This window comes from Sphingobium sp. FG11 (assembly GCF_057809915.1).
The window spans coordinates 36,855-55,978 of sequence record NZ_JBMDKW010000007.1 but is presented as its reverse complement, the minus strand read 5'-3'; the positions used below and the strand labels follow the sequence as shown (position 1 = coordinate 55,978).

General features: G+C 65.5%; 16 protein-coding genes, 2 tRNA genes and 1 pseudogene. 5 read left to right on the top strand and 14 right to left on the bottom strand.

Going from position 1 to position 19,124, the window contains the following annotated elements:
- Window positions 1–9: 9 nt before the first annotated feature.
- Window positions 10–1,083: a DNA replication/repair protein RecF gene (gene recF / locus ACODSN_RS07990; RefSeq protein ID WP_489054472.1), complete on the bottom strand. Its 1,074-nt coding sequence runs from the start codon at window positions 1,081–1,083 to the stop codon at window positions 10–12.
- 38 nt (window positions 1,084–1,121) lie between these two features.
- Window positions 1,122–1,634: a hypothetical protein gene (locus ACODSN_RS07985; RefSeq protein WP_489054660.1), complete on the bottom strand. Its 513-nt coding sequence runs from the start codon at window positions 1,632–1,634 to the stop codon at window positions 1,122–1,124.
- Between the two features lie 63 nt (window positions 1,635–1,697).
- Between ACODSN_RS07985 and ACODSN_RS07980 the strand changes: the two genes are divergently transcribed.
- Window positions 1,698–2,228 carry a peroxiredoxin gene (locus tag ACODSN_RS07980; RefSeq protein ID WP_489054470.1) on the top strand — a complete coding sequence of 177 codons (531 nt, stop codon included), beginning with the start codon at window positions 1,698–1,700 and terminating at the stop codon, window positions 2,226–2,228.
- A gap of 8 nt (window positions 2,229–2,236) precedes the next feature.
- Here the strand turns inward: ACODSN_RS07980 and ACODSN_RS07975 are convergent, their stop codons facing one another.
- The 3 genes from ACODSN_RS07975 to ACODSN_RS07965 form a co-directional block, all read right to left on the bottom strand.
- On the bottom strand, window positions 2,237–3,127 hold the full coding sequence (locus tag ACODSN_RS07975; protein WP_489054468.1) for a dienelactone hydrolase family protein: 891 nt from the start codon (window positions 3,125–3,127) through the stop codon (window positions 2,237–2,239).
- Between the two features lie 68 nt (window positions 3,128–3,195).
- A complete protein-coding gene (locus ACODSN_RS07970; protein WP_489054466.1) occupies window positions 3,196–3,582 on the bottom strand; it encodes a gamma-glutamylcyclotransferase family protein in 387 nt (128 codons plus the stop codon).
- Window positions 3,583–3,977: 395 nt separating this feature from the next.
- Window positions 3,978–4,424, bottom strand: a complete 447-nt coding sequence (locus tag ACODSN_RS07965) for a hypothetical protein (protein WP_489054464.1) — start codon at window positions 4,422–4,424, stop codon at window positions 3,978–3,980.
- A gap of 141 nt (window positions 4,425–4,565) precedes the next feature.
- Here ACODSN_RS07965 and ACODSN_RS07960 point away from each other — a divergent pair.
- Window positions 4,566–5,237: pseudogene (locus tag ACODSN_RS07960) on the top strand (spermidine synthase).
- A 13-nt stretch (window positions 5,238–5,250) separates the two neighbouring features.
- Here the strand turns inward: ACODSN_RS07960 and ACODSN_RS07955 are convergent.
- The 3 genes from ACODSN_RS07955 to ACODSN_RS07945 form a co-directional block, all read right to left on the bottom strand.
- Window positions 5,251–5,994 (bottom strand): DUF72 domain-containing protein, encoded by a 744-nt coding sequence (locus ACODSN_RS07955; RefSeq protein WP_489054463.1) that lies wholly within the window; start codon window positions 5,992–5,994, stop codon window positions 5,251–5,253.
- Window positions 5,995–6,048: 54 nt separating this feature from the next.
- A complete protein-coding gene (locus tag ACODSN_RS07950; RefSeq protein WP_489054461.1) occupies window positions 6,049–6,720 on the bottom strand; it encodes a peptidylprolyl isomerase in 672 nt (223 codons plus the stop codon).
- A 142-nt stretch (window positions 6,721–6,862) separates the two neighbouring features.
- Window positions 6,863–6,937: transfer RNA gene (locus tag ACODSN_RS07945), tRNA-Thr, on the bottom strand.
- Window positions 6,938–7,051: 114 nt separating this feature from the next.
- On the opposite strand from ACODSN_RS07945, the gene ACODSN_RS07940 reads away from it, so the two are divergent.
- Complete coding sequence (locus tag ACODSN_RS07940) at window positions 7,052–7,198, top strand: hypothetical protein (RefSeq protein WP_489054459.1); 147 nt, start codon at window positions 7,052–7,054, stop codon at window positions 7,196–7,198.
- A 102-nt stretch (window positions 7,199–7,300) separates the two neighbouring features.
- On the opposite strand, the gene ACODSN_RS07935 is transcribed toward ACODSN_RS07940, so the two are convergent.
- Together ACODSN_RS07935 and recJ are read right to left on the bottom strand one after the other, a co-directional pair.
- Window positions 7,301–7,375, bottom strand: a tRNA-Glu gene (locus tag ACODSN_RS07935).
- Window positions 7,376–7,470: 95 nt separating this feature from the next.
- On the bottom strand, window positions 7,471–9,237 hold the full coding sequence (recJ, locus tag ACODSN_RS07930; protein ID WP_489054458.1) for a single-stranded-DNA-specific exonuclease RecJ: 1,767 nt from the start codon (window positions 9,235–9,237) through the stop codon (window positions 7,471–7,473).
- A 148-nt stretch (window positions 9,238–9,385) separates the two neighbouring features.
- Here recJ and ACODSN_RS07925 point away from each other — a divergent pair, with 148 nt between their 5' ends.
- Together ACODSN_RS07925 and ACODSN_RS07920 are read left to right on the top strand one after the other, a co-directional pair.
- Window positions 9,386–11,500 (top strand): autotransporter assembly complex protein TamA, encoded by a 2,115-nt coding sequence (locus ACODSN_RS07925; RefSeq protein ID WP_489054456.1) that lies wholly within the window; start codon window positions 9,386–9,388, stop codon window positions 11,498–11,500.
- Window positions 11,500–15,705, top strand: a complete 4,206-nt coding sequence (locus ACODSN_RS07920) for a translocation/assembly module TamB domain-containing protein (RefSeq protein ID WP_489054454.1) — start codon at window positions 11,500–11,502, stop codon at window positions 15,703–15,705. The genes ACODSN_RS07925 and ACODSN_RS07920 overlap by 1 nt, the downstream gene beginning before the upstream one ends.
- Before the next feature lie 14 nt (window positions 15,706–15,719).
- Here the strand turns inward: ACODSN_RS07920 and ACODSN_RS07915 are convergent, their stop codons facing one another.
- From ACODSN_RS07915 to ACODSN_RS07900, 4 genes are read right to left on the bottom strand one after another with little or no spacing between them, the layout of a single operon-like run.
- Window positions 15,720–16,589, bottom strand: a complete 870-nt coding sequence (locus ACODSN_RS07915) for a class I SAM-dependent methyltransferase (protein ID WP_489054452.1) — start codon at window positions 16,587–16,589, stop codon at window positions 15,720–15,722.
- Window positions 16,586–17,986, bottom strand: coding sequence for a threonine synthase (thrC, locus tag ACODSN_RS07910; RefSeq protein ID WP_489054450.1), 1,401 nt, complete (start codon window positions 17,984–17,986; stop codon window positions 16,586–16,588). Before thrC ends, ACODSN_RS07915 begins: the two co-directional genes overlap by 4 nt.
- Window positions 17,987–18,030: 44 nt before the next feature.
- Window positions 18,031–18,660 (bottom strand): SURF1 family protein, encoded by a 630-nt coding sequence (locus ACODSN_RS07905; RefSeq protein ID WP_489054448.1) that lies wholly within the window; start codon window positions 18,658–18,660, stop codon window positions 18,031–18,033.
- Entirely contained in the window at window positions 18,657–19,055 is a 399-nt protein-coding gene (locus ACODSN_RS07900) for a DUF983 domain-containing protein (RefSeq protein WP_489054659.1), read from the bottom strand. The genes ACODSN_RS07905 and ACODSN_RS07900 overlap by 4 nt, the downstream gene beginning before the upstream one ends.
- Window positions 19,056–19,124 lie beyond the last annotated feature (69 nt).

The following is a 19,124-nucleotide window of genomic DNA, read 5'->3' as shown; positions in this document are numbered from 1 at the left end:
TGCAATGCGTCACGTCGCGGAACGAAAAACGCGACCGGCTGTTACGCTCAGCCGCGTAGATAGTGGCAAACCGCTGAAAAGATTGGCTTCTGTTCCGGTCATCCATACCTGACCGCCGGTTTCCGCCAATCGGGCGAAGAGCGCGGCTCGTCGCGACGGATCGAGGTGAGCCGCCACCTCGTCCAGCAGCAACAGCGGTGGATGACCCCGGTCGGTCGCGACCAACGCCGCATGCGCCAGCAGGATGGAAAGCAGCAGCGCTTTCTGTTCCCCCGTCGAACATAGCGCTGCGGACTGATTCTTGGCCGCGTGCATGACGATGAGGTCCTGGCGATGCGGCCCCGCCAGCGTACGCCCGGCCGCCGCATCCCGCGTGCGCCCCCGCGCCAGTCGCACCGCCAGCGGCGCATCCTCAGGGCCTTGCAAGTCATCGATCGCCAGATGCGGGCGGGCAAAGGGCGCATCTGGCTGGTCGCGCAGAGCATCGTTCAGCCGGGCCACCAGATCGCCTCGTGCGTGCGCGAGCGCCGCGCCATGCTCGTCCATCTGCGCTTCCAGCGCATCCAGCCACAAGGGATCGGCCGCGCGCAGATCGCCCAGCAGCCGGTTGCGTGCCCGCATCGCCGCATCGTAACGCGTGCTGTGCACCGCATGGCCCGGATGCAGCGCCAGCGTGAGCCGGTCGAGGAAGCGCCGCCGGCCACCGGGACTGTCGACGAACAGCCGGTCCATCGCCGGGGTCAGCCACATGATCGACAGATGGTCGGTCAGCGCGTTGGCGGAGGACGGCGCGCCACCGATCCGCACCTGCCGCCGGTCCGGCGCATCGGGCATGACGCCGGTGCCCAGAACCGTGCCGTCCACCTCCGCCGCAATGCCGAAGCCCCCTGCCCCGTCCTGCCGCCGCATGTCGCGCAGCGCAGCGCCGCGCAGGCCGCGACCGGGTGCGAGTAGCGAAATCGCCTCCAATATGTTGGTCTTGCCCGCGCCATTTTCGCCGGTCAGGACGATGAAATTATGTTCGGGCACGATGAGCGCGTCGGCATGATTGCGAAAATCGCTGAGAGTAAGGCGGCCGAGCATGGCTCCCTCTAGCCGCGCGCATGCCTGGGGGAAAGCATTCAGGCTGCGTTGCAACGCTTCCGGATTACCGCTCCGCGATCGTCGATGATAGTGAGGCGCTGGCCATCCGCCGAAAGAGTCAGCCGCAACTGCGCCGGCCAGCTTGAGCCTTCGCCGGTAAAGTTCGCTTTCAGCGCCAATTTCCCCTCGCCAAGCGGCTCGACGGCTGTGACCGAGCCAACGCTTTCGTGAAAGACGAGCTGTCGGGGCGCGACATCAAGTTCCAGCGCCGCCGCCTTGTCGGCGCAATCATCCCGCGTCCCGGTCCAGCGGCCCAGAAAGGCCAGCGGCACGGCGGGGGAGCGATCAATCTCCACCCGCGACGGGGCGGCGCGCCTGACCGTTGTCGCGCCACCGGCAGGCAGCGGCGACAGTTGGTTTCCGTTCGGCGCCGGACTGGCGCCATTGTCATGATCCGGCGACCCGCCCCGGCAGGCGGCGAGGAGCAGAAGGACGAGGGCGGGCAGCAGGCGCATGTCGATCAAACCGGCCGGGTGCGCCGGGAGTTCCATGGACACCCTTGCGCGCTGCCTGCGTTGGGATCATCACTGGCCACCCTCTCAGGAGTTTCGCCGATGAAGATGCTGAAAATCGCCCTTGCCCTGACTGCTGCATGCTTGGGCGCGACCAGCGGCATGGCGGCGCTGGCCATCGGCGCGCAGGCGCCCGATTTCACGACGCGCGGCGCGTTGGCTGGCAAGCCCTTCACCCTGACGCTCAAGCACCAACTGCGCCACGGGCCGGTCGTCCTCTATTTCTTTCCGAAGGCCTTTACGGCTGGCTGTTCGGCGGAGGCGCGTGAGTTCGCGGAACATATCGCGGATTTCAAGAAGGCTGGCGCGACGGTGATCGGCATGTCCGCTGACCCGGTGGATGATCTCGTCGCCTTTTCGACCAAGGAATGCGCCGGCAAATTCCCGGTCGCGTCGGCCGGTCCGGCGATCATCTCGGGCTATGATGTCGCGCTCAAGATGCGGCCGGGGATGACGGACCGCACCTCCTACGTGATCGCGCCGTCAGGCCGGATCGCATTCGTACACAGCGAAATGAACTATGCCGGTCATGTGAAGAGCACATTGGCGGCGGTCGAGGCGATGAAGCGCTAGGCGCCCCCCTATCGCTGCGTTTTCTGCACGTAGCGCGCGAACCAGTCGAGCGTCGCATCCCAGGCGGCGGTAGCGGCCTGCGCATGATAGCTCGGCCGGTAATCCGCCATGAAGCCGTGATCCGCCTGCGGGTAGACGGTGATGGCGTCGGGTGGCGATTTGCCCGCTTTTTGCAGCGCGGCGCGCATCGCTTCGACATCGGCAAGCGGAATGCCCTTGTCGAGCGCGCCATATTGGCCGAGCACCGGCGCCTTGAGCGCGCCCACCTGCTCGATCGCGCTCAACGGCTGGAGCGCAGTTTTCTGGCTCATGATCCGGCCATAGAAGGCGACACCCGCATCGACACGGGCGCTCTGTGCCGCATAGAGCCACACCATCCGCCCGCCCCAGCAAAAGCCGGTGATGCCGCGCCGCGCCGCATTACCGCCATGGCGACCGGCCCATGCATAGGTCGCATCGATATCGGACAAAACCTGCGCGTCCGGGGCCTTTGCGACGATGGTGTCGATAAGCAGCTTGAAATCGGCGATTTTGGTCGCATCGCCATGGCGGGCGAACAAATCGGGGGCGACCGCATAATAGCCCGCTTTGGCGAAGCGGCGGCAGATGTCGCGAATCCATTCGTGCACGCCGAATATCTCATGTACGACGCAAATGACCGGCGCGGGCTTCTTACCCGCCGGGCGAGCGATGAAAGCGGGCATGGCAAAGCCGTCTGCCGCCTTGATCGCCACTGATTCTTCGATCAGCCCGTTGGCGGCGGTCTGGATCGCGCTGCTGGCGACCGGCCTGCATGCGGCGGCGAAACCGGCGGCAAAAGCACCCCCGGCGAGGAGCTTGCGGCGATCGAAGCCGGTGGAGGCGAGCCAGTTGCGGTCTTCGGGCAATCGATCGGTCACCGGCGCGCGCTCCTGCGATTTGTCCCCCGGCACGAGACTAGCGCGTCCTCCACCGGGCGCAACCGGAGTCAAGCCAGATAATCGCCGCTCGCTATCCGCTCCAGCCCGGCCACATCCCAGGCATAGACATAGGTCCACGCTTCAACCGGCCCCTCTCGCATCGACACGATCAGTCGCTCGCGCCGGTATTCATGCGGAGCTGGAAAATGATCGGAACATTCCTCATGCTCATCGAGCCGCGTGAGGGTCGCATCAGGATCGGGCAGCGCAAAAAGATCGCCCATCACATCGCCATCCAGACTGGCCACGAAGCCCGGATAGTCCGCCACCAGGTACAGCGAGCCGCGCGCAAGCGCCGGACCGACATGATGTGCCACGCCGCACAGCCATCGCGCCATCGCCCCGTCATAGCCGGGGCGCAGCGTGCCGTAGACGAAGAGGTGCGGATTTATCATGGCGCCACATCATAGTCGCGGTGCACCGGGACGAAACGAAAAATAACGGAAAAGGAAAAATCCGTCCCGTACAAACAAAAGAGCCGCCCCGACATATGTCTTGGGCGGCCTTTTATCGATCACCTGACGTTAAGGCGAAAATGTGGCGCGATTAAGCGCTCAGGCGTAGAGCACCGAATAGAAGGTCAGCAACTGTGCGCTGACGGCAACGATCAGGGCAACACCTTGTGTGGCGTGACGCATGACTTACTCCTTGGGTCGTTCCAACTACCGCTCATCGCGGTGAAATGGCCTATGCGCCCGACCCAGGATTGTAACAATCGCAAAGGATGACTTCGCGGTTGCAGCAAATGCAACAGCCTGTTGCAAGGATGGCACGCCCCCGGAAACCTGTGTCATCCGCCCAGGCAGAAGTCTCGCAGCGCACGGGCGTCGTGCAGCGCATTATGCGGCACCCGGCTGTTGGCGGCCGCGCTGAACCCGGCGGCATTGATAAGCTCCAGACGCAACCCGTTGATATCGACCATCCGCGCCGGCTCCGTCACCAGCAGCGCACAGAAATGCGCGAGATCCTCGGGCCAGTCCGCGATGATCACCGCGTCGGCATCACCCTCCAGATACGCCGCGATATGTTCGGCCGCCTGTTTGCGGTCGAGTTGGTGATCGACCCCCGGCGGCACATGGCGCAGATAGGGCACGACATGCTGCCCCACCCAGCTATGGACATGATCGGGCAGCGGCAGCGATGCGTAAAATTCCTGATCGCCATATTCGGGCACCAGCGCGACACTGATGAGCGCACCGCCAAAGCCGTTAAATTCGGTGTCGAGGAAATAGCGCATGCGGTGCAAAGAGCCTGTGCGATAGGGATAGGGACAAAGGTGCCGGCGCGCGATGGCGTCCGGTCCCCCAGCCCCTAATCATTTGCGCCGCCCCGGCCAAGCTGTCATGCGGCGACCCATGCGATATGGGAGGATTATCAGGTGACGCCACGCGAGCTGATCGGGACGGCACAGGTGCCGGGCGGCGAGGAATTGCGCCTCTACCGGCGCGGCGGCGACTTCATGATCGTGCTGGATCGCAATGAATTGATGAGCAGCCGCATGAGCGGATCGGAAAAAGCGCTGGCGGTGATGACGCTGGAGCGGCTCACAGGGCGCAAAGACCTGCATATGCTGATCGGCGGCTATGGCATGGGTTTCACCCTGCGCGCGGCGCTGGCCATGCTGGACGCGAAGGCGCGGGTGACGGTTGCCGAACTGGTGCCCTAAATCATCGCCTGGGCGCGCGGGCCGATGGCGGAACTCGCCGATGGGTGCCTCGACGATCCGCGCGTGCGCCTGATCGGGCAGGATGTCGCCGATGTGATCGCGGCGGACAGCGCCGCCTATGACGCGATCCTGCTCGATGTCGACAATGGCCCTGACGGACTGGTGCGGGCGGGCAATGACCGTCTCTATTCGGCGGCGGGCCTCGACATCGCCAAGGCCGCGCTTCGGCCGGGCGGTATCCTCGCCATCTGGTCCGCCGCGCCCGACGAGCCTTTTGCCCGGCGTTTGCGCCATGCCGGCTTTCATGTCGATGAAGTGGCGGTCAAGGCGCGGGACAATGGCAAGGGACCGCGCCATGTCATCTGGTTCGCGACGAAGCGTTGATTGCGCTCCCGGATCAGGGCGACAGGCGCGCGATCAAATCCAGTGCCGCCGCCGGGTTACGGACCTTCGCTCCGCTGATGAAGAAGGCGAATACGTCGCCATGCGCGGCCTGATCCCGCACGGTCGTCGCCCAACGGCTCATATCGATCGCAGCATAGCCCGCCGCTTCCTCCTCCTGCGTGCGCATCAGGCGAAGATAGGAAAAGCCGACATCCGCGCCGTGGATTGCCGGATAGGTCTCATGGTCGGCCAGCACCACCGCCGCGCCCGCGTCCCGCGCCATCGCGATAAAGGCCGGGTCGTCAAAACTTTCATGGCGCACCTCCAGCGCGTGGCGCAGCGGCACCCCATCGACGCTCGATGGTAATAATTGCAGGAAAGCCGCAAAATCCTGCGGATCGAACGCCTTGGTCGGCATGAACTGCCACAGAATCGGCCCCAGCCGGTCGCCCAGCTCGACAAGGCCCTGTTGGACAAACTTCGCGATCGACTCCCCCGCCTCCGCCAGCACCTTGCGGTTGGTGCAAAAGCGTGACGCCTTGACCGCGAACCGGAAGCCATCGGGCACAGCCTTCGCCCAGTTGGCGAAGGTCGCAGGCTTTTGTGTGCTGTAATAGGTCGCGTTGATCTCGGTCGCGGTCAGATGCTCCCCGACATAGCGCAGCTCGTCCTTCTGCCGCAGGCCATCGGGATAGAAGGCGCCGCGCCACGGTTCATAAACCCATCCGCCGATGCCGACCCTGATCCGTCCGCTCATGCCATTCTCCCTGCCGCCCATCATGAGGAGCGAAGCGCGTCAGGGCAAATCGGTTTAGCGCACCGGCGGCCGTTTCAGTCCGATCAGCCAGGGTTTGACCCCGCCGGTGGGGCGCGGCCTCCCGTCCAGCCGCCGCACGCGCAGGATCGTCACCGGCCTGATGATCATCTGGCCGCGCATCGCGCCCGACCCGCAGCATGTCGGCAAGGCGAGAATGCGGCGCACCACGTCCATCCCCGCGACGACATGGCCGAAAGCGGCATAGCCGATATAGGCCCCGCGCGCGTCCATATTGGGCGTTGGGCCGGCGGTGATGAAGAAATTGCCCATCGCCGAATTGGGCCGGTCGGGCCGGGCCATGGACAGGGTGGCGTCGAGATGTCGGATGCCGGTCATCGACGTCGACTCATGCTTCATCGGCGGCAGGGCGCGGCGCAGGTCGGTGTCGATCCCGCCCTGGATCAGGCCCAGCGTCGGCTCCGCCTTGCGCCGCGCGGCCCGGTAGAAAGTGACGCCGTCAAATCGGCCATCATCCGCATAGGTCAGGAAGTTGGCGGCCGTGCGGGGCGCGCGCCTCTGATCGACCGCAACGGTGATGACGCCCAGCGAGGTTTCGATGGCGACCCGGACATAGCCCGGCGTCGGACGATTGCCCGGAAGCGCGAAGGCCGCGCCAGGGCCGAGCATCAACAGAATGGCAAGACAGCGCAGGATGAAGAACGGCATCGGCGGCGATACTCGATTGCGACTATATGCGGTCCATCGCTAGTGACAGCACAGGCCCCGCGCAACCGTCTCAGCCGATCGAAAAGCGCCGACCTCGCCGGCATTATGCTTCCATGGGGGATAAGTCGGATTACGGAAAAAATGGTGCTGCCGGTGAGGATTGAACTCACGACCTCAGCCTTACCAAGGATGCGCTCTACCACTGAGCTACGGCAGCATTATCACCATTTTCCGGGACCCCACGGTCAGCGGAGCCGGGCCTATGGCCGCGAACACCCTCGATTGTCAAGGCGGGTTGCGGCATCCGCAGCAAATTGGTTAGGGGTGCATCATGACGAATGGACAGGATGGGCGTAAAGAGCGGCTGGCGCAGGCGTTGCGCGACAATCTGCGGCGGCGCAAGGCGCAGGCGCGGGCATCGGAATCCGCCGGGCGCGATGACGATTTGCCCGCCCGTCCCGAAACGCGCGACGATTAGCGGAACCGTGAGCGCAGGGCTTCATCCTGAACTCAAATAATGCGTTACTGACTTGCCAATTTTTCAGATTTTCACGCAGATCAGGCGAATGATCGCTCTGATTGGTGACCCCTACGGGAATCGAACCCGTGTTTCAGCCGTGAAAGGGCCGCGTCCTAACCGCTAGACGAAGGGGCCGTAAGCAGCGCCGGAGGGCTGCGAAGCGAGGGCGGCATTAGGGCGCGACCGGACGCGGGTCAAGCCCTCTTGGCGCATCAAATCCGGCGGATTGTTCAGTCGGCCCAGGCGGCATCCTCCAGATGCAGTTCCGCCGCTGGCCGGCTGCCCCAGTCGTCGATCTTCGCGCGGCCCGCCACCCACAGGCGGCGGTCGCGCGGCGCGCCCAATATCGCCTGGCCAAGCGGGGTTTCCGCCTGACGGAACGCGATCGTCTTGATCGAGCGGCCATCGTCACCGGCGACGATCGCACGCAGATGACCGTTGCCGACGATGTCGGCCTTGACCACACGCACGGGTCCTGCGGCGATCAGCGGCGCCGGCCAACCGGCGCCATAGGGACCGCCCGCCTCGATCGCGGCGACGAAATCGGGATTGACCCCTGAGGGGGCGAGCACGGCGTCGAGCAGCAGCGCGCGATCGTCGCGCGCCCGCGCCACCGCTGCCGACAGCCGCTCGTCGAGGAAATCGGCCAGCGCATCGAGCTTGCCCGCCGCGACGGTGAGGCCCGCCGCCATCGCGTGACCACCGCCCGCGACGAGCAGGCCCATATCTTTCGCAGCGAGCACCGCCGCGCCAAGATCGACCCCGGAGATCGACCGCCCCGATCCTTTGCCCACGCCCTGTTCGTCCAGCGCGACGACGATGGCGGGCCGCCCGGCCTTTTCCTTCAGCCGTCCGGCGACGATGCCGATAACGCCGGGATGCCAACCCGCGCCCGACACCAGCGCCACGGCGCGATTGCCCTGCGCGGCGAGCAGGGCTTCGGCCTGTTCCTGCACCTGCGCCTCGATCATGCGCCGGTCCTCGTTCAGCGAATCGAGTTCGGCGGCGATCGATGCGGCCTCGACCGGGTCGTCAGTGGTCAAAAGCCGCACGCCGAGGTCCGCTTTCCCAACGCGCCCGCCCGCATTGATGCGCGGGCCGAGCGCGAAGCCCAGATCATGGCAGAGCGGCGCGCGGGTCAGGCGACTGGCATCGATCAGCGCGGCGAGGCCGATATTGCGCCGACCGGCCATGACCTTCAATCCCTGCGCCACGAAAGCGCGGTTGAGGCCCTTGAGCTGCGCGACATCGGCCACGGTGCCCAGCGCGACGATATCGAGCAGTTCCATCAGGCGCGGTTCGGGCCGCGTGGCGAACCAGCCGCGTGCGCGCAGCGTCCGCACCAGTGCCGCACCCAGCAAAAAGGCCATGCCGACCGCCGCCAGATGGCCGTGCGTCGCGCCCTCCTCGCTTTCATCCAGACGGTTGGGATTGACCAGCGCGTGAGCAACCGGGAGCGCGGCGGCGCATTTATGATGATCGACCACGACGACATCGACACCGGCATCCTGAGCCATCGCCAGCGCCTCGAATGCCTGCGCGCCGCAATCGACGGTAACGATGAGGCTTGCCCCCTCGCCCGCCAGCCGCACCAGCGCTTCGCCCGATGGACCATAGCCTTCCATTAGCCGGTCGGGGATATAGGGCCGGGCGGCAAGGCCAAGGTCGCGCAGCAGGCGGATGAGCAGCGCCGCACTGGTCGCGCCGTCGACGTCATAATCTCCGAAGATGCGGACATCCTCGCCCCGTTGCACCGCGTCGGCGATCCGGTCGGCGGCGGCGTCCATATCGCGAAAGATGCTGGGATCAGGCATGAAGGCGCGGATCGTGGGCGCGCGGTGCGCCTCCAGCGCGTCGCGCGGGCATCCCCGCGCCAGCAGAAGCTGCGCCACCAGATCATCGGGCCGATAACCGGGATCGCGCGCATCGGCGCCTTCCCCGCGCCAGCGCCACGGCTGACCCGAAATCGAGCGGGTGATATTGAGGGCAGCGGTCATCGTTAAGGCTCTAGACCGGACGGCGGGCGGATGGAAGCAGCACGCCATTACGTCCCCGTTTCGGAAAAGAAGGGAACCCGCGCAAGCCTTTGCGCGTATTGGCGGTTCACGCCATATGGGATGGCGTGGCCAGGGGGCCGTGAGATTGATGCGCAGGCGGCAGGCGAAATGCGTTCGGCATGTCCTGACCCTGGCGTTGCTATCGACGTCGTCGCTTCCGCTGATGGCGCAAACTCAGCCCCCAGTTCGTCCCGCCGCGTCCAAACCGGACAGCGAAGCCCCCATTCTGCCCGACGATCAGTTCGATGCGCGTATGCCACCGCTCGATGACCCGGCCGCCAAGACTGCAGGCGCGCCGCTGCCCTCGATCGACAACTGGCTGGACAGCCAGATGCCATCAACCGGCACAGCCGCGCAATTACCGCCCGCGAGCGAACCGGCGCCCCAGCCGGAACTCGCCCAGCCACTAGCGCCGCTCGACAGCGTGAGCGTGCCGCCCGCATCAGCCGACGATAATAGCCCGGCGGAAAAAACGCCCGATATCCGCTATGCTGTAGAAATTGACGGGTTCGGCAAGACCGGCCTGGAGGATGAATTTCGCGCGGCGTCGGCGCTGGTCGATGGCAAGGGGAAGGCCGAAACCGCCGCGATGGTACAGGCGCGCGCGCAGGAGGATGAAGCACTCGCCGTGCGGCTGCTTTATTCGGAAGGCTATTATGACGGAACCGCGCTCGCCAGTCTGGATCAGGCCGGTGACGCGCTCAAGGCCGTGCTGTCGGTCACGCCGGGCAAGCGCTACAAAATCGGCGAGATCGTGATCCGCGCGGGCGCGACCACGCCTCCCGGCCTGATCCGCGACAGTTTGCCGCTTCAGTCTGGCGACGCCATTGTCGCCGCGACGGTCGAGGGGGCGGAGGCCAATGTGGCCCTCAAACTGCCGGAAAATGGCTATGCTTTCGCGAAGGTCGGCGATCGCGACATCCTGCTCGACCCGGCGACCGCGACGGGCGATTATACGCTGCCGGTGGAAACCGGCCCGCGTGGCACTTTTCGCAAAATCACCACATCGGGCGAAAAACAGGCGTTCGGCGCGGATCATATGGAAGTGATCCGGCGCTACAAGCCGGGGCAAATCTATGACAGCCGCAAAGTCGACGATCTACGCAAGGCGCTGGTGGCGACCGGCCTGTTCTCGTCGGTCGCGGTGGAACCTGTCAGGACGGGCGAGCCTGCGCCCGATGGCACGGAATATGTCGATCTCGCGGTCGCGCAGGAGGCGGGGCCACCGCGCACGCTGGCGGGCGAGCTGGGCTATGGCACGGGTCAGGGTTTCCGCGCCGAGGGCACATGGACTCACCGCAACCTGTTCCCGCCCGAAGGCGCGCTGATCGCGGGCGTGATAGCGGGGACGCAGGAACAGGGCGTGTCGGGTACCTTCCGCCGCTCCAACGCCGGCAAGCGCGACCGGACCTTTCAGGCGGGGGTCAACCTCAATCATCAGAATTACGCCGCTTATGAAGCGTTCACCGCTGGCATCAACGCCTCCATCTCGCGCGCCTCGACACCGATTTTCCAGAAGCGCTGGACCTATAGCTATGGCGTCGAGATCCTGGGGACCAACGAGCAGGTCACGATCGATCCGGCGACCGCAGCCAAGAACCGGCGCACCTATTTGATCGGCGGCCTGCCGCTGCAAATTGGCTATGACCGCTCGAACGACCTGCTGAACCCCACGAAAGGATTCCGCGCGAACCTGCGCGCAGAACCGGAAGGGTCGCTTCAAGGCGGTTTCTCGCCCTATCTGCGCGCGACCTTCGACCTGACCGGCTATTATCCGGTGTCGGACAGTCTGGTGATCGCCGGGCGCACGCGCGTCGGCACGATCAGCGGGGTCGGTCGCGACGATGTCGCTCCGTCGCGGCGCATCTATGCCGGCGGGGGCGGATCGGTGCGCGGTTTCGGTTATCAGGAACTGGGGCCGAAGGACGTGAACAATGACCCGATCGGTGGCCGTTCGGTGAATGAATTCGCGGTCGAGGGACGCTATCGCTTCGGCAATTATGGCGTCGTGACCTTTGTCGATGCGGGCCAGGTCTATGACAGCGCGATCCCCAAATTTTCGGACATGCGCTATGGCGTGGGCGTGGGCGGGCGCTTCTACACCAATTTCGGCCCCTTCCGCGCCGACATCGCCATGCCGATCAACCGGCAGCCGGGCGAATCGAAATTCGCCCTTTATATCGGCATAGGGCAGGCCTTCTGATGGCAAGCGAAGCCCCTACTCCGCCCGAGCCGGTCGCAATCCATGCGGGCCGTCCCTTGTGGCAGAAGATCGCGATCGGCATTGCGGGCCTTGTCGCCACAGTCATGTTGCTGGCAGCCGGGCTGCTGCTTGGCCTCGATACCCAGCCGGGCAAGCGCTTCCTCATCAAACAGATCGCAGCGCTCAAGCTCGAATCCGGCATGGCCATCGACGTCGGCCGGATCGACGGATCAATCTATGGCGACATGACCATTCACGATCTGGTGCTGCGCGATCCCAAAGGGCCGTTCGCCGTCAGTCCCAAAGTGCATGTCGTCTGGAAGCCGTTCCGCTATATCAACAACCACATCTCGGTCAGCCTGCTGGAAAGCCCGCTGGTCGTGCTGGCGCGCAGCCCGCAGTTCAACGTCACCAAATCCGATCCCGACGCGCCGATCCTGCCGGATCTCGACATCGACGTCGATCGCCTGAAAATCGCCCGGTTCGTGGTTGCCAAGCCGGTCATCGGCCAGAAACGCGAGATCGCGATCGATGGCGTAACGCATATCGCCGACGGGCGCGCGCAGTTGTCCGCCGACGCCATCGTCGATAGCGGCGACAGGCTTCAGGCCAAACTCGACGCCGTGCCATCGCAGAACCGCCTCGCGATGAGCGGCACGCTGACCGCCCCAAAGGGCGGCGTGATCGCGGCCATGGCGGGCCTGACTGATGGCGCTGTCGCGACGCTCGACGGCAAGGGAAGCTGGCAGGCGTGGGACGGGCGCATCGTCGCGTCCTCGCCCAGGGGCGAGTTGGCGAACATCGCGCTGGCTGCCCGCAACGGCAATTTCACCGCCAAAGGGTCGGTCAGGCCGGGGCTGGTGATGGCAGGCGCGGTGGATCGGCTGACCGGACCGCAACTCGATGTCGATCTGTTCGCCGGTCTCAATGAGCGGCGCGTCAACATCCGGGGCACGCTGCGCTCGCCCGCGCTGGCGGCCGATGCGCAGGGGTTGATCGACCTCGGCACCAGCCGGTTCGGCGCGCTCAAGATCAACGCCGCGCTGCTGACGCCCGGCGCGATCATGGAAAAGGTGCGGGGCAAGGATGTGCGCGCCTCGATCATCCTCGACGGGCCGATGGCGACGCCCTTTGTCGATTATGACATCAGCGCCACCACCCTCGCCTTCGACGCCACCGGAATCGAAGGGCTGAAGGCCAGCGGCAGGGCGGTGATCGACGCCGACCGCATCCGCATACCCATACAGGCGACCGCCCGGCGCGTGACCGGACTGAATGCCGCGGCGGGCGGCCTGCTCCAGAATCTGCGCGTCAAGGGCGACTTCGCCTATGCCGGCGGCAAGCTGATTAGCGACAATCTCAAGATCGACAGCGATCGCGTCAACGCCACCGCCATCATCCTCGCCGACCTCGACAACGCCCTTTATCGGGGCGCGCTCAAGGGGCGGGTCAACGACTACCGGATCGACGGCGTCGGCATCGTCAATCTCAATACCGATGTCGAGCTGGTGCCCGGTCCCAAGGGCGGGTTTGGCCTGTCGGGCCGCTTCGGCGTGCGCACCGCGCGATGGGAAAATGCGTCGGTGCGCGATTTTCTGGGCGGCAATGCAATCGCTTCGGGCCGGATCGGGATGACGCCGGAGGGCAAGTTCACGCTCGCTGGTCTGAAAGGCGCAGCGCCCAATTTCACGATTCAGTCCGGTTCGGGCAGCTATGACACCGATGGCCGGATCGCGTTCGACGCGACAGCCTCGTCGCGGCAATATGGCCCGCTCGCGCTCGCCGTGCGCGGGACGGCGGATCGGCCGCAAGCCGTGCTGCGGGCGGCGCGGCCCAATGTCGGCGTGCAACTCAACGACGTGGTGGCGAAACTCAACGGCGAAGCGGCCGGCTATCGGCTGGAGGCGACCGGCGGCTCGCCCTATGGTCCCTTCTTCGCCAATGTGCTGATCCGCACCGCCAGAGGTCCGCTCACCATCGACATCGCCAAAGCGCGCTTTGCAGGCGTGGATATTGCCGGAACCGTGCAGCAAACCCCGGCGGGACCATTTGCCGGTCGATTGACCCTGAATGGTTCGGGCATCGACGGCGCGGTGCGGCTGGCCGCGGTGGGCAAAGCGCAGGGTATCGATGTCGCCGCCACCGCCAGCAACGCCAAGCTGCCGGGCGAGGCCGACGTCGTGATCGGCCGCGCTATCGTCAACGCGTCGATGGTGCTGACCGACCAACCCCGTATCCTTGCCGATGTTCAGCTCGGCAATGCGGCTTATGGCGCGTATATCGTGCGCAAGGCGCGGGCGAAGGTGGATTATCAGGGCGGTCGCGGCCGCGCGCAGATCGTAGCCGACGGCTCCAGCGGCGTGCCTTTCTCTATCGCGGCCAATGCGGCGCTGCGCCCCGATCTTTACGCCGTCGCGCTGCAAGGCAAAGCGAGCAATGTCGATTTCCGTCTGGCTCGCCCCGCCATCATCCGGGTCGAACGTGGCGGATATCGGCTCGAACCCGCGACGCTCGGTCTTCCTCAGGGGCGGGTGGACCTCGCCGGTCGCTTCGGTGACGAGACCGCTTTGCAGGCGAGGTTCAAGGATTTCGACCTTGCCATCGCCAATATCGCCAAGCCGGGCCTCGGCATCGGTGGGCGGGCGACAGGCACGCTCAATTTCGCGCAGAGCGGCAACGCGTTCCCCACCGCAACAACCCGGATCGCGATCAGCGATTTTCGCCGGTCGAGCCTGACCGCCGTCTCCAACCCGGTGTCGATGAATGTCGAGGGCAAGCTTTCGGCGGCCGGCGGCGATGTGCGCGGCCTCATCCGCCGGGGCAGTGCGACGCTGGGCCGGTTCGTCGCCACCCTGTCACCGCCGGGGCCGGGCGCTGGCTGGACGGAGCGGCTGATGAACGCGCCACTGGGCGGCGGCATCCGCTATGCCGGGCCAGCGGAGGTGCTGTTCTCCTTCGCGGGCCTTGCCGATCAGCAACTGACCGGCGGCATCGCCGTCGCTGCCGATTTCAGCGGCCGGCTGACCGATCCGCGTATCAACGGCCTCGCCCGCGCCAATGCGCTGACTTATGATAACACGACCTTCGGCACGCGGTTGACGCAGATGAAACTGGACGGGCGCTTCACCAACGACCGTCTGGAAATTCGCGATTTTTCCGGCCGTGCGGGCAATGGATCGGTGCAGGCGCGCGGTTCGGTGGGGCTGGCGGCGGATAGCGGCTTCCCGATGGACCTTGCGATCAAGTTGGACAATGCCCGGCTGGCCCGCAGCGAAGCCATCACCAGTGTCGTCAGCGGCACGGTCAATATCACCAACAGCGCCGCCGCCGGTGGCCTCATCAGAGGCGATCTGTCGCTGCCGGAGACGCGCTATCGGGTCGCGTGGCAGGGCGGGGCAGAAATTCGCGAACTGCGCGGCGTCCGGCGCAAGGGTGAAGGCGTGGATGTCCTCGACCAGCGACTGGCGGCGCGCCAGGCGCAGGCGACGCCCGCCAACTGGAAGCTCGATATCCGCATTCGCGCCGACAATGAAATCTACGTCACCGGCATGGGACTCGATTCCGAGTGGAAGACCAACATGCGCGTCACCGGCACGACCGCCAATCCCAGCGTCGTCGGCAAGCTGCAAGTGATCCGGGGCCGTTACAGCTTTTCAGGCCATCAATTCGATCTGGAACAGGGGATCATCACCTTCAACGGGCCGATGATGAACCCCATCCTCGCGATCAAGGCCGAGACGAAGATCGACGCGGTAACGGCCGGAATCCAGGTGACGGGGTCGGCGCAGCAGCCCGACATCGCCTTCATTTCGAACCCAACCTTGCCGCAGGACGAAATTCTCTCGCGCATCCTGTTCGGGTCGAACGTCGCCAATCTTTCGGCAACGCAGGCGGTGCAGCTGGCGGTGGCGCTCAACGGCCTGCGTGGCGGTAGCGGCGGTCTCAATCCGATGGGCAAGCTGCAAAATGCGTCGGGCATCGACCGGATCGGGATCGTCGGCGGCGATGAAAAGACCGGGCGCGGCACGTCGCTGGCGGTCGGGCAGCATATCTCCAACAATATCTATGTGGAGATCATCACCGATTCGAAGGGCTTCACCGCGACCCAATTGGAGATCGCGCTGTCGAAAACGCTGAGCCTGTTGTCCAAGACCGGCACCAACGCCGGATCATCCGCCAATCTGCGCTATTCGAAGGATTATTGAGGCGTCCGCGCGGCTCAGCGCCGCCAGCGCGCCCAGATGGCGGTGGGCAGCAATAACCCGCGCGCTTCCTCACGCACGGCCAGTTCGCCCGCCTCGACCGTGCCGGGCAAGTCGGCAAATGCCTGCCGCAGCAGTTCGCCGATCGCCAGCGCCGACATACGCACGGCATAGACGGTGAGGAACAGGAACCGGCTGTCGCCGTCCAGTAACTGGCGGCAATTGGCGATCAGGGCGGGCAGATCCTCCTCCAGCCGCCAGACTTCGCCATCGGGACCACGACCATATTTGGGCGGGTCGAGCAGGATACCGTCATAGCGACGCGCACGCCGCACCTCGCGCGCGACGAATTTGGCGGCATCCTCCACGATCCAGCGGACCGGGCGATCTTCCATTCCCGACAGCGCGGCATTGGCGCGGGCCTGCGCAACGGATTTTTTCGACGCGTCGACATGCACCATCCGTGCGCCCGCCGCCGACATGGCGAGCGTGCCGACGCCGGTATAGCCGAACAGGTTCATGACCTCCGCGTCGGGCCTGTCCGCCGTCCGCTCGCGCATCCAGTCCCACACCGGCGCCATGTCAGGGAAGAAGCCGAGATGACGGAACGGCGTGCAACTCGACTGGAAGCTGACCTCCCGCCATGCCAGCGGCCAGCCTTCGGCCGGCACCGGGCGGTCATAATACCAGCGGCCGCCGCCATCCTCGTCCGATCCGGGGATGAACTCGCCGTCCGCCTTCCAATCATCCGTCGCGGGCGCCCACATCGCCTGCGGCTCCGGGCGGATGAAGCGGTAGCGGCCGTACCGCTCCAGCTTGCGGCCGTTGCCCGAATCGATCAGCCCATAATCGGGCCAGGGTTCACCGATGAGGGTTTGCAGGCTCATGCGCGCGGTGTCGCGTGCCCCGCGACATAATCCGTCACCGCTTCGAACGTGCCGGGCAGCTTCACATAGCGTTCCTCGCGCGCGAACAGATCACCCACGCGCGACGGCAGCGGCGGGCGCGTGCCGGTGGCGCGCTCGACCGCGTCGCGGAACTTGGCCGGATGTGCAGTTGCCAGCGTGACGATCGGTATCGCGGGGTCGAGATCGACTTCGCGCGCCGCCGCCAGACCGATCGCGCTGTGCGGATCGATCACCTGTCCCGCCGAATCATAGGCCCAGCGCATCGCCATGGTCATGCCGTCCGCGTCGATCCGGGCCGAACTGAACAGATGCGCGGCCCCTTCGCACTGCGCATTGGTGAGCCGCATCGCCCGGCTCCGTTCGAAACCAGCCATCTGCGCGCCCAGCGCCACGCCGTCGCGGCCGCCCGCGTCGAACAGCAGCCGCTCGAAATTCGAGCTGACCTGAATGTCCATGCTCGGGGTCGCGGTCGCCACCACTTGCCCCTGGCTGTAATCGCCTTCGCTGAGCGCACGGTGGAGAATGTCGTTCACATTGGTCGCGACGATCAGCTTGGCGATCGGCAGGCCCATGCGCGACGCGACATAGCCGGCAAAGACATCGCCGAAATTGCCGGTCGGCACCGAGAAGGCGACGCTGCGGTCGGGCGCGCCCAGCCGGACGGCGGCGTAGAAATAATAGACCACCTGCGCCATCAACCGCGCCCAGTTGATGCTGTTCACGGCCGACAGGTTAAAGCGGGTCGAAAAGGCCGGATCGTTGAACATGCGCTTTACCAGCGCCTGTGCGTCATCGAAACTGCCCTCGATCGCGATATTATGTACGTTGGGCGCGCGCACCGTGGTCATCTGCCGCCGCTGCACGTCGGAGACGCGCCCTTCGGGATGCAGCATGAAGATGTCGATCTGCGCCCGTCCCGCCACCGCGTCGATCGCCGCCGACCCGGTATCGCCCGAGGTTGCGCCGACGATCGTCAGATGATCGTCCCGGCGCGACAGGAAACGCTCGAACAACTGCCCGAGCAGCTGGAGCGCGACATCCTTGAACGCGAGAGTGGGACCGTGGAACAGTTCGAGCAGCCACTGCCGATGGTCGAGCTGGACCAGCGGCGTCACCGCCTGATGGCTGAAGCGGCCATAAGCAGCCTCGCACAGTTCGCGCAGTTCCTCCGGCGTCAGCGATCCGGCAACGAACGGCGTCATCACCCGCACCGCCGTTTCCACATAGGAAAGCCCGGCGAGCGCGCGGATGTCGGCTGCGGAAAATTGCGGCCAGCTTTCCGGCAGATACAGGCCGCCGTCGGACGCCAGCCCCGCCAGCGTCACATCTTCAAACCCTAGCGCCGGTGCGCTGCCCCTTGTGCTGACATAGTGCATGATGGGGTAGCGCGGTAACGAGCCATGGGTTCCGGGGCAAGCCTTTACGACGCTTCGCCGCTGCGGCGACGCAGTGCGAGACCATAGATGACGAGGGCGATGGCCGCGAAGAAGAACCACTGGACGGCATAAGCGAGATGATTGTTCGGCACGTCCGCGACATTGGGCGGTGCGGCGGCCTTCATGCCCGCTGGCGCGACGCGGGCGATCAGCATCGGACGCAAGGGCTGCGCATGGCCGCCGATGCGGGACAGCAGCGCGCGATGGTCTGGTTCCTCCGAAATCCAGCCGGCGATCTGGCCGCCGGTCCATTGCGGCTTGAAATCAGGCTTCTGCGCGATGCCGACCTCCACCAGCGCGCCCGGCCCCTCTGCGCCGGTCGTGCATTCCGCGATCGACCGGAATCCGGTCGAGCCATCGGCAGCGCGCCCAGCCTCGGTCCGCCATCCAACCACGCGCAGGCAGTGGACCGAGGATGGGCGAAACAGGATCGCCGGATCGACCGGAGCGAGCGCGGGGAAGGCAATCGCCGGTTTCGCCGGATTAGTCGCGGCGACGGCCAGCGCGGCGTTCTTCTCCGCGCGGCGTTGCAACTGCCATACGCCCAGCGCGACCATGACCATCACGGCGATCGCGACCACCACTGTCGGAATCAAAGGGATTCGGCTTTTCATGGATGTGGCTCCGCCGGGATGATCCGCCCCTCGCGGGCCTTGTTGCGATATTCGAGGTTCAGCAGCGCGCCCTTGGCAATGCGCAGGCTACCCACGACCGCAAGCACGGTCAGCGGTATCCAGAGCAGCGCATGAAGCCAGAGCGGCGGATGAACCCGCAGCTCAAGGGTCAGCGCCATCGCCACCATGACCGCGCCGACGATCAGGATCAGGAAGGCGGCCGGGCCGTCCCCGACATTGAACTGGGCGAAATCGAGGCCGCATCCGACGCATTTCGAGGCGAATCGCACAGGCCCGGCAAAGAGCGAGTGCGCGCCGCATTGCGGACAAGATCCGCGCGCTGCGTCGCGGATGAGGGCGGGTATGGAAAGCGCATCGTCGGACGGGATGGACATGGTCATGGCATAGCCCCCGCAACCTCAAAAGAAAACGGCCGGGGAATGCCCCCGGCCGATATTCATGGG

Bases quoted from the DNA above. Each gene is read 5' to 3' on its own strand.
- ACODSN_RS07905 (WP_489054448.1), bottom strand. From the start codon at position 18,660: ATGAAAAGCCGAATCCCTTTGATTCCGACAGTGGTGGTCGCGATCGCC.
- ACODSN_RS07970 (WP_489054466.1), bottom strand. From the start codon at position 3,582: ATGATAAATCCGCACCTCTTCGTCTACGGCACGCTGCGCCCCGGCTAT.
- ACODSN_RS07955 (WP_489054463.1), bottom strand. From the start codon at position 5,994: ATGAGCGGACGGATCAGGGTCGGCATCGGCGGATGGGTTTATGAACCG.
- recJ (WP_489054458.1), bottom strand. From the start codon at position 9,237: ATGACCGCTGCCCTCAATATCACCCGCTCGATTTCGGGTCAGCCGTGG.
- recF (WP_489054472.1), bottom strand. From the start codon at position 1,083: ATGCTCGGCCGCCTTACTCTCAGCGATTTTCGCAATCATGCCGACGCG.
- ACODSN_RS07980 (WP_489054470.1), top strand. From the start codon at position 1,698: ATGAAGATGCTGAAAATCGCCCTTGCCCTGACTGCTGCATGCTTGGGC.
- ACODSN_RS07965 (WP_489054464.1), bottom strand. From the start codon at position 4,424: ATGCGCTATTTCCTCGACACCGAATTTAACGGCTTTGGCGGTGCGCTC.
- ACODSN_RS07900 (WP_489054659.1), bottom strand. From the start codon at position 19,055: ATGTCCATCCCGTCCGACGATGCGCTTTCCATACCCGCCCTCATCCGC.
- ACODSN_RS07950 (WP_489054461.1), bottom strand. From the start codon at position 6,720: ATGCCGTTCTTCATCCTGCGCTGTCTTGCCATTCTGTTGATGCTCGGC.
- ACODSN_RS07920 (WP_489054454.1), top strand. From the start codon at position 11,500: ATGGCAAGCGAAGCCCCTACTCCGCCCGAGCCGGTCGCAATCCATGCG.
- thrC (WP_489054450.1), bottom strand. From the start codon at position 17,986: ATGCACTATGTCAGCACAAGGGGCAGCGCACCGGCGCTAGGGTTTGAA.
- ACODSN_RS07940 (WP_489054459.1), top strand. From the start codon at position 7,052: ATGACGAATGGACAGGATGGGCGTAAAGAGCGGCTGGCGCAGGCGTTG.
- ACODSN_RS07915 (WP_489054452.1), bottom strand. From the start codon at position 16,589: ATGAGCCTGCAAACCCTCATCGGTGAACCCTGGCCCGATTATGGGCTG.
- ACODSN_RS07985 (WP_489054660.1), bottom strand. From the start codon at position 1,634: ATGGAACTCCCGGCGCACCCGGCCGGTTTGATCGACATGCGCCTGCTG.
- ACODSN_RS07925 (WP_489054456.1), top strand. From the start codon at position 9,386: ATGCGCAGGCGGCAGGCGAAATGCGTTCGGCATGTCCTGACCCTGGCG.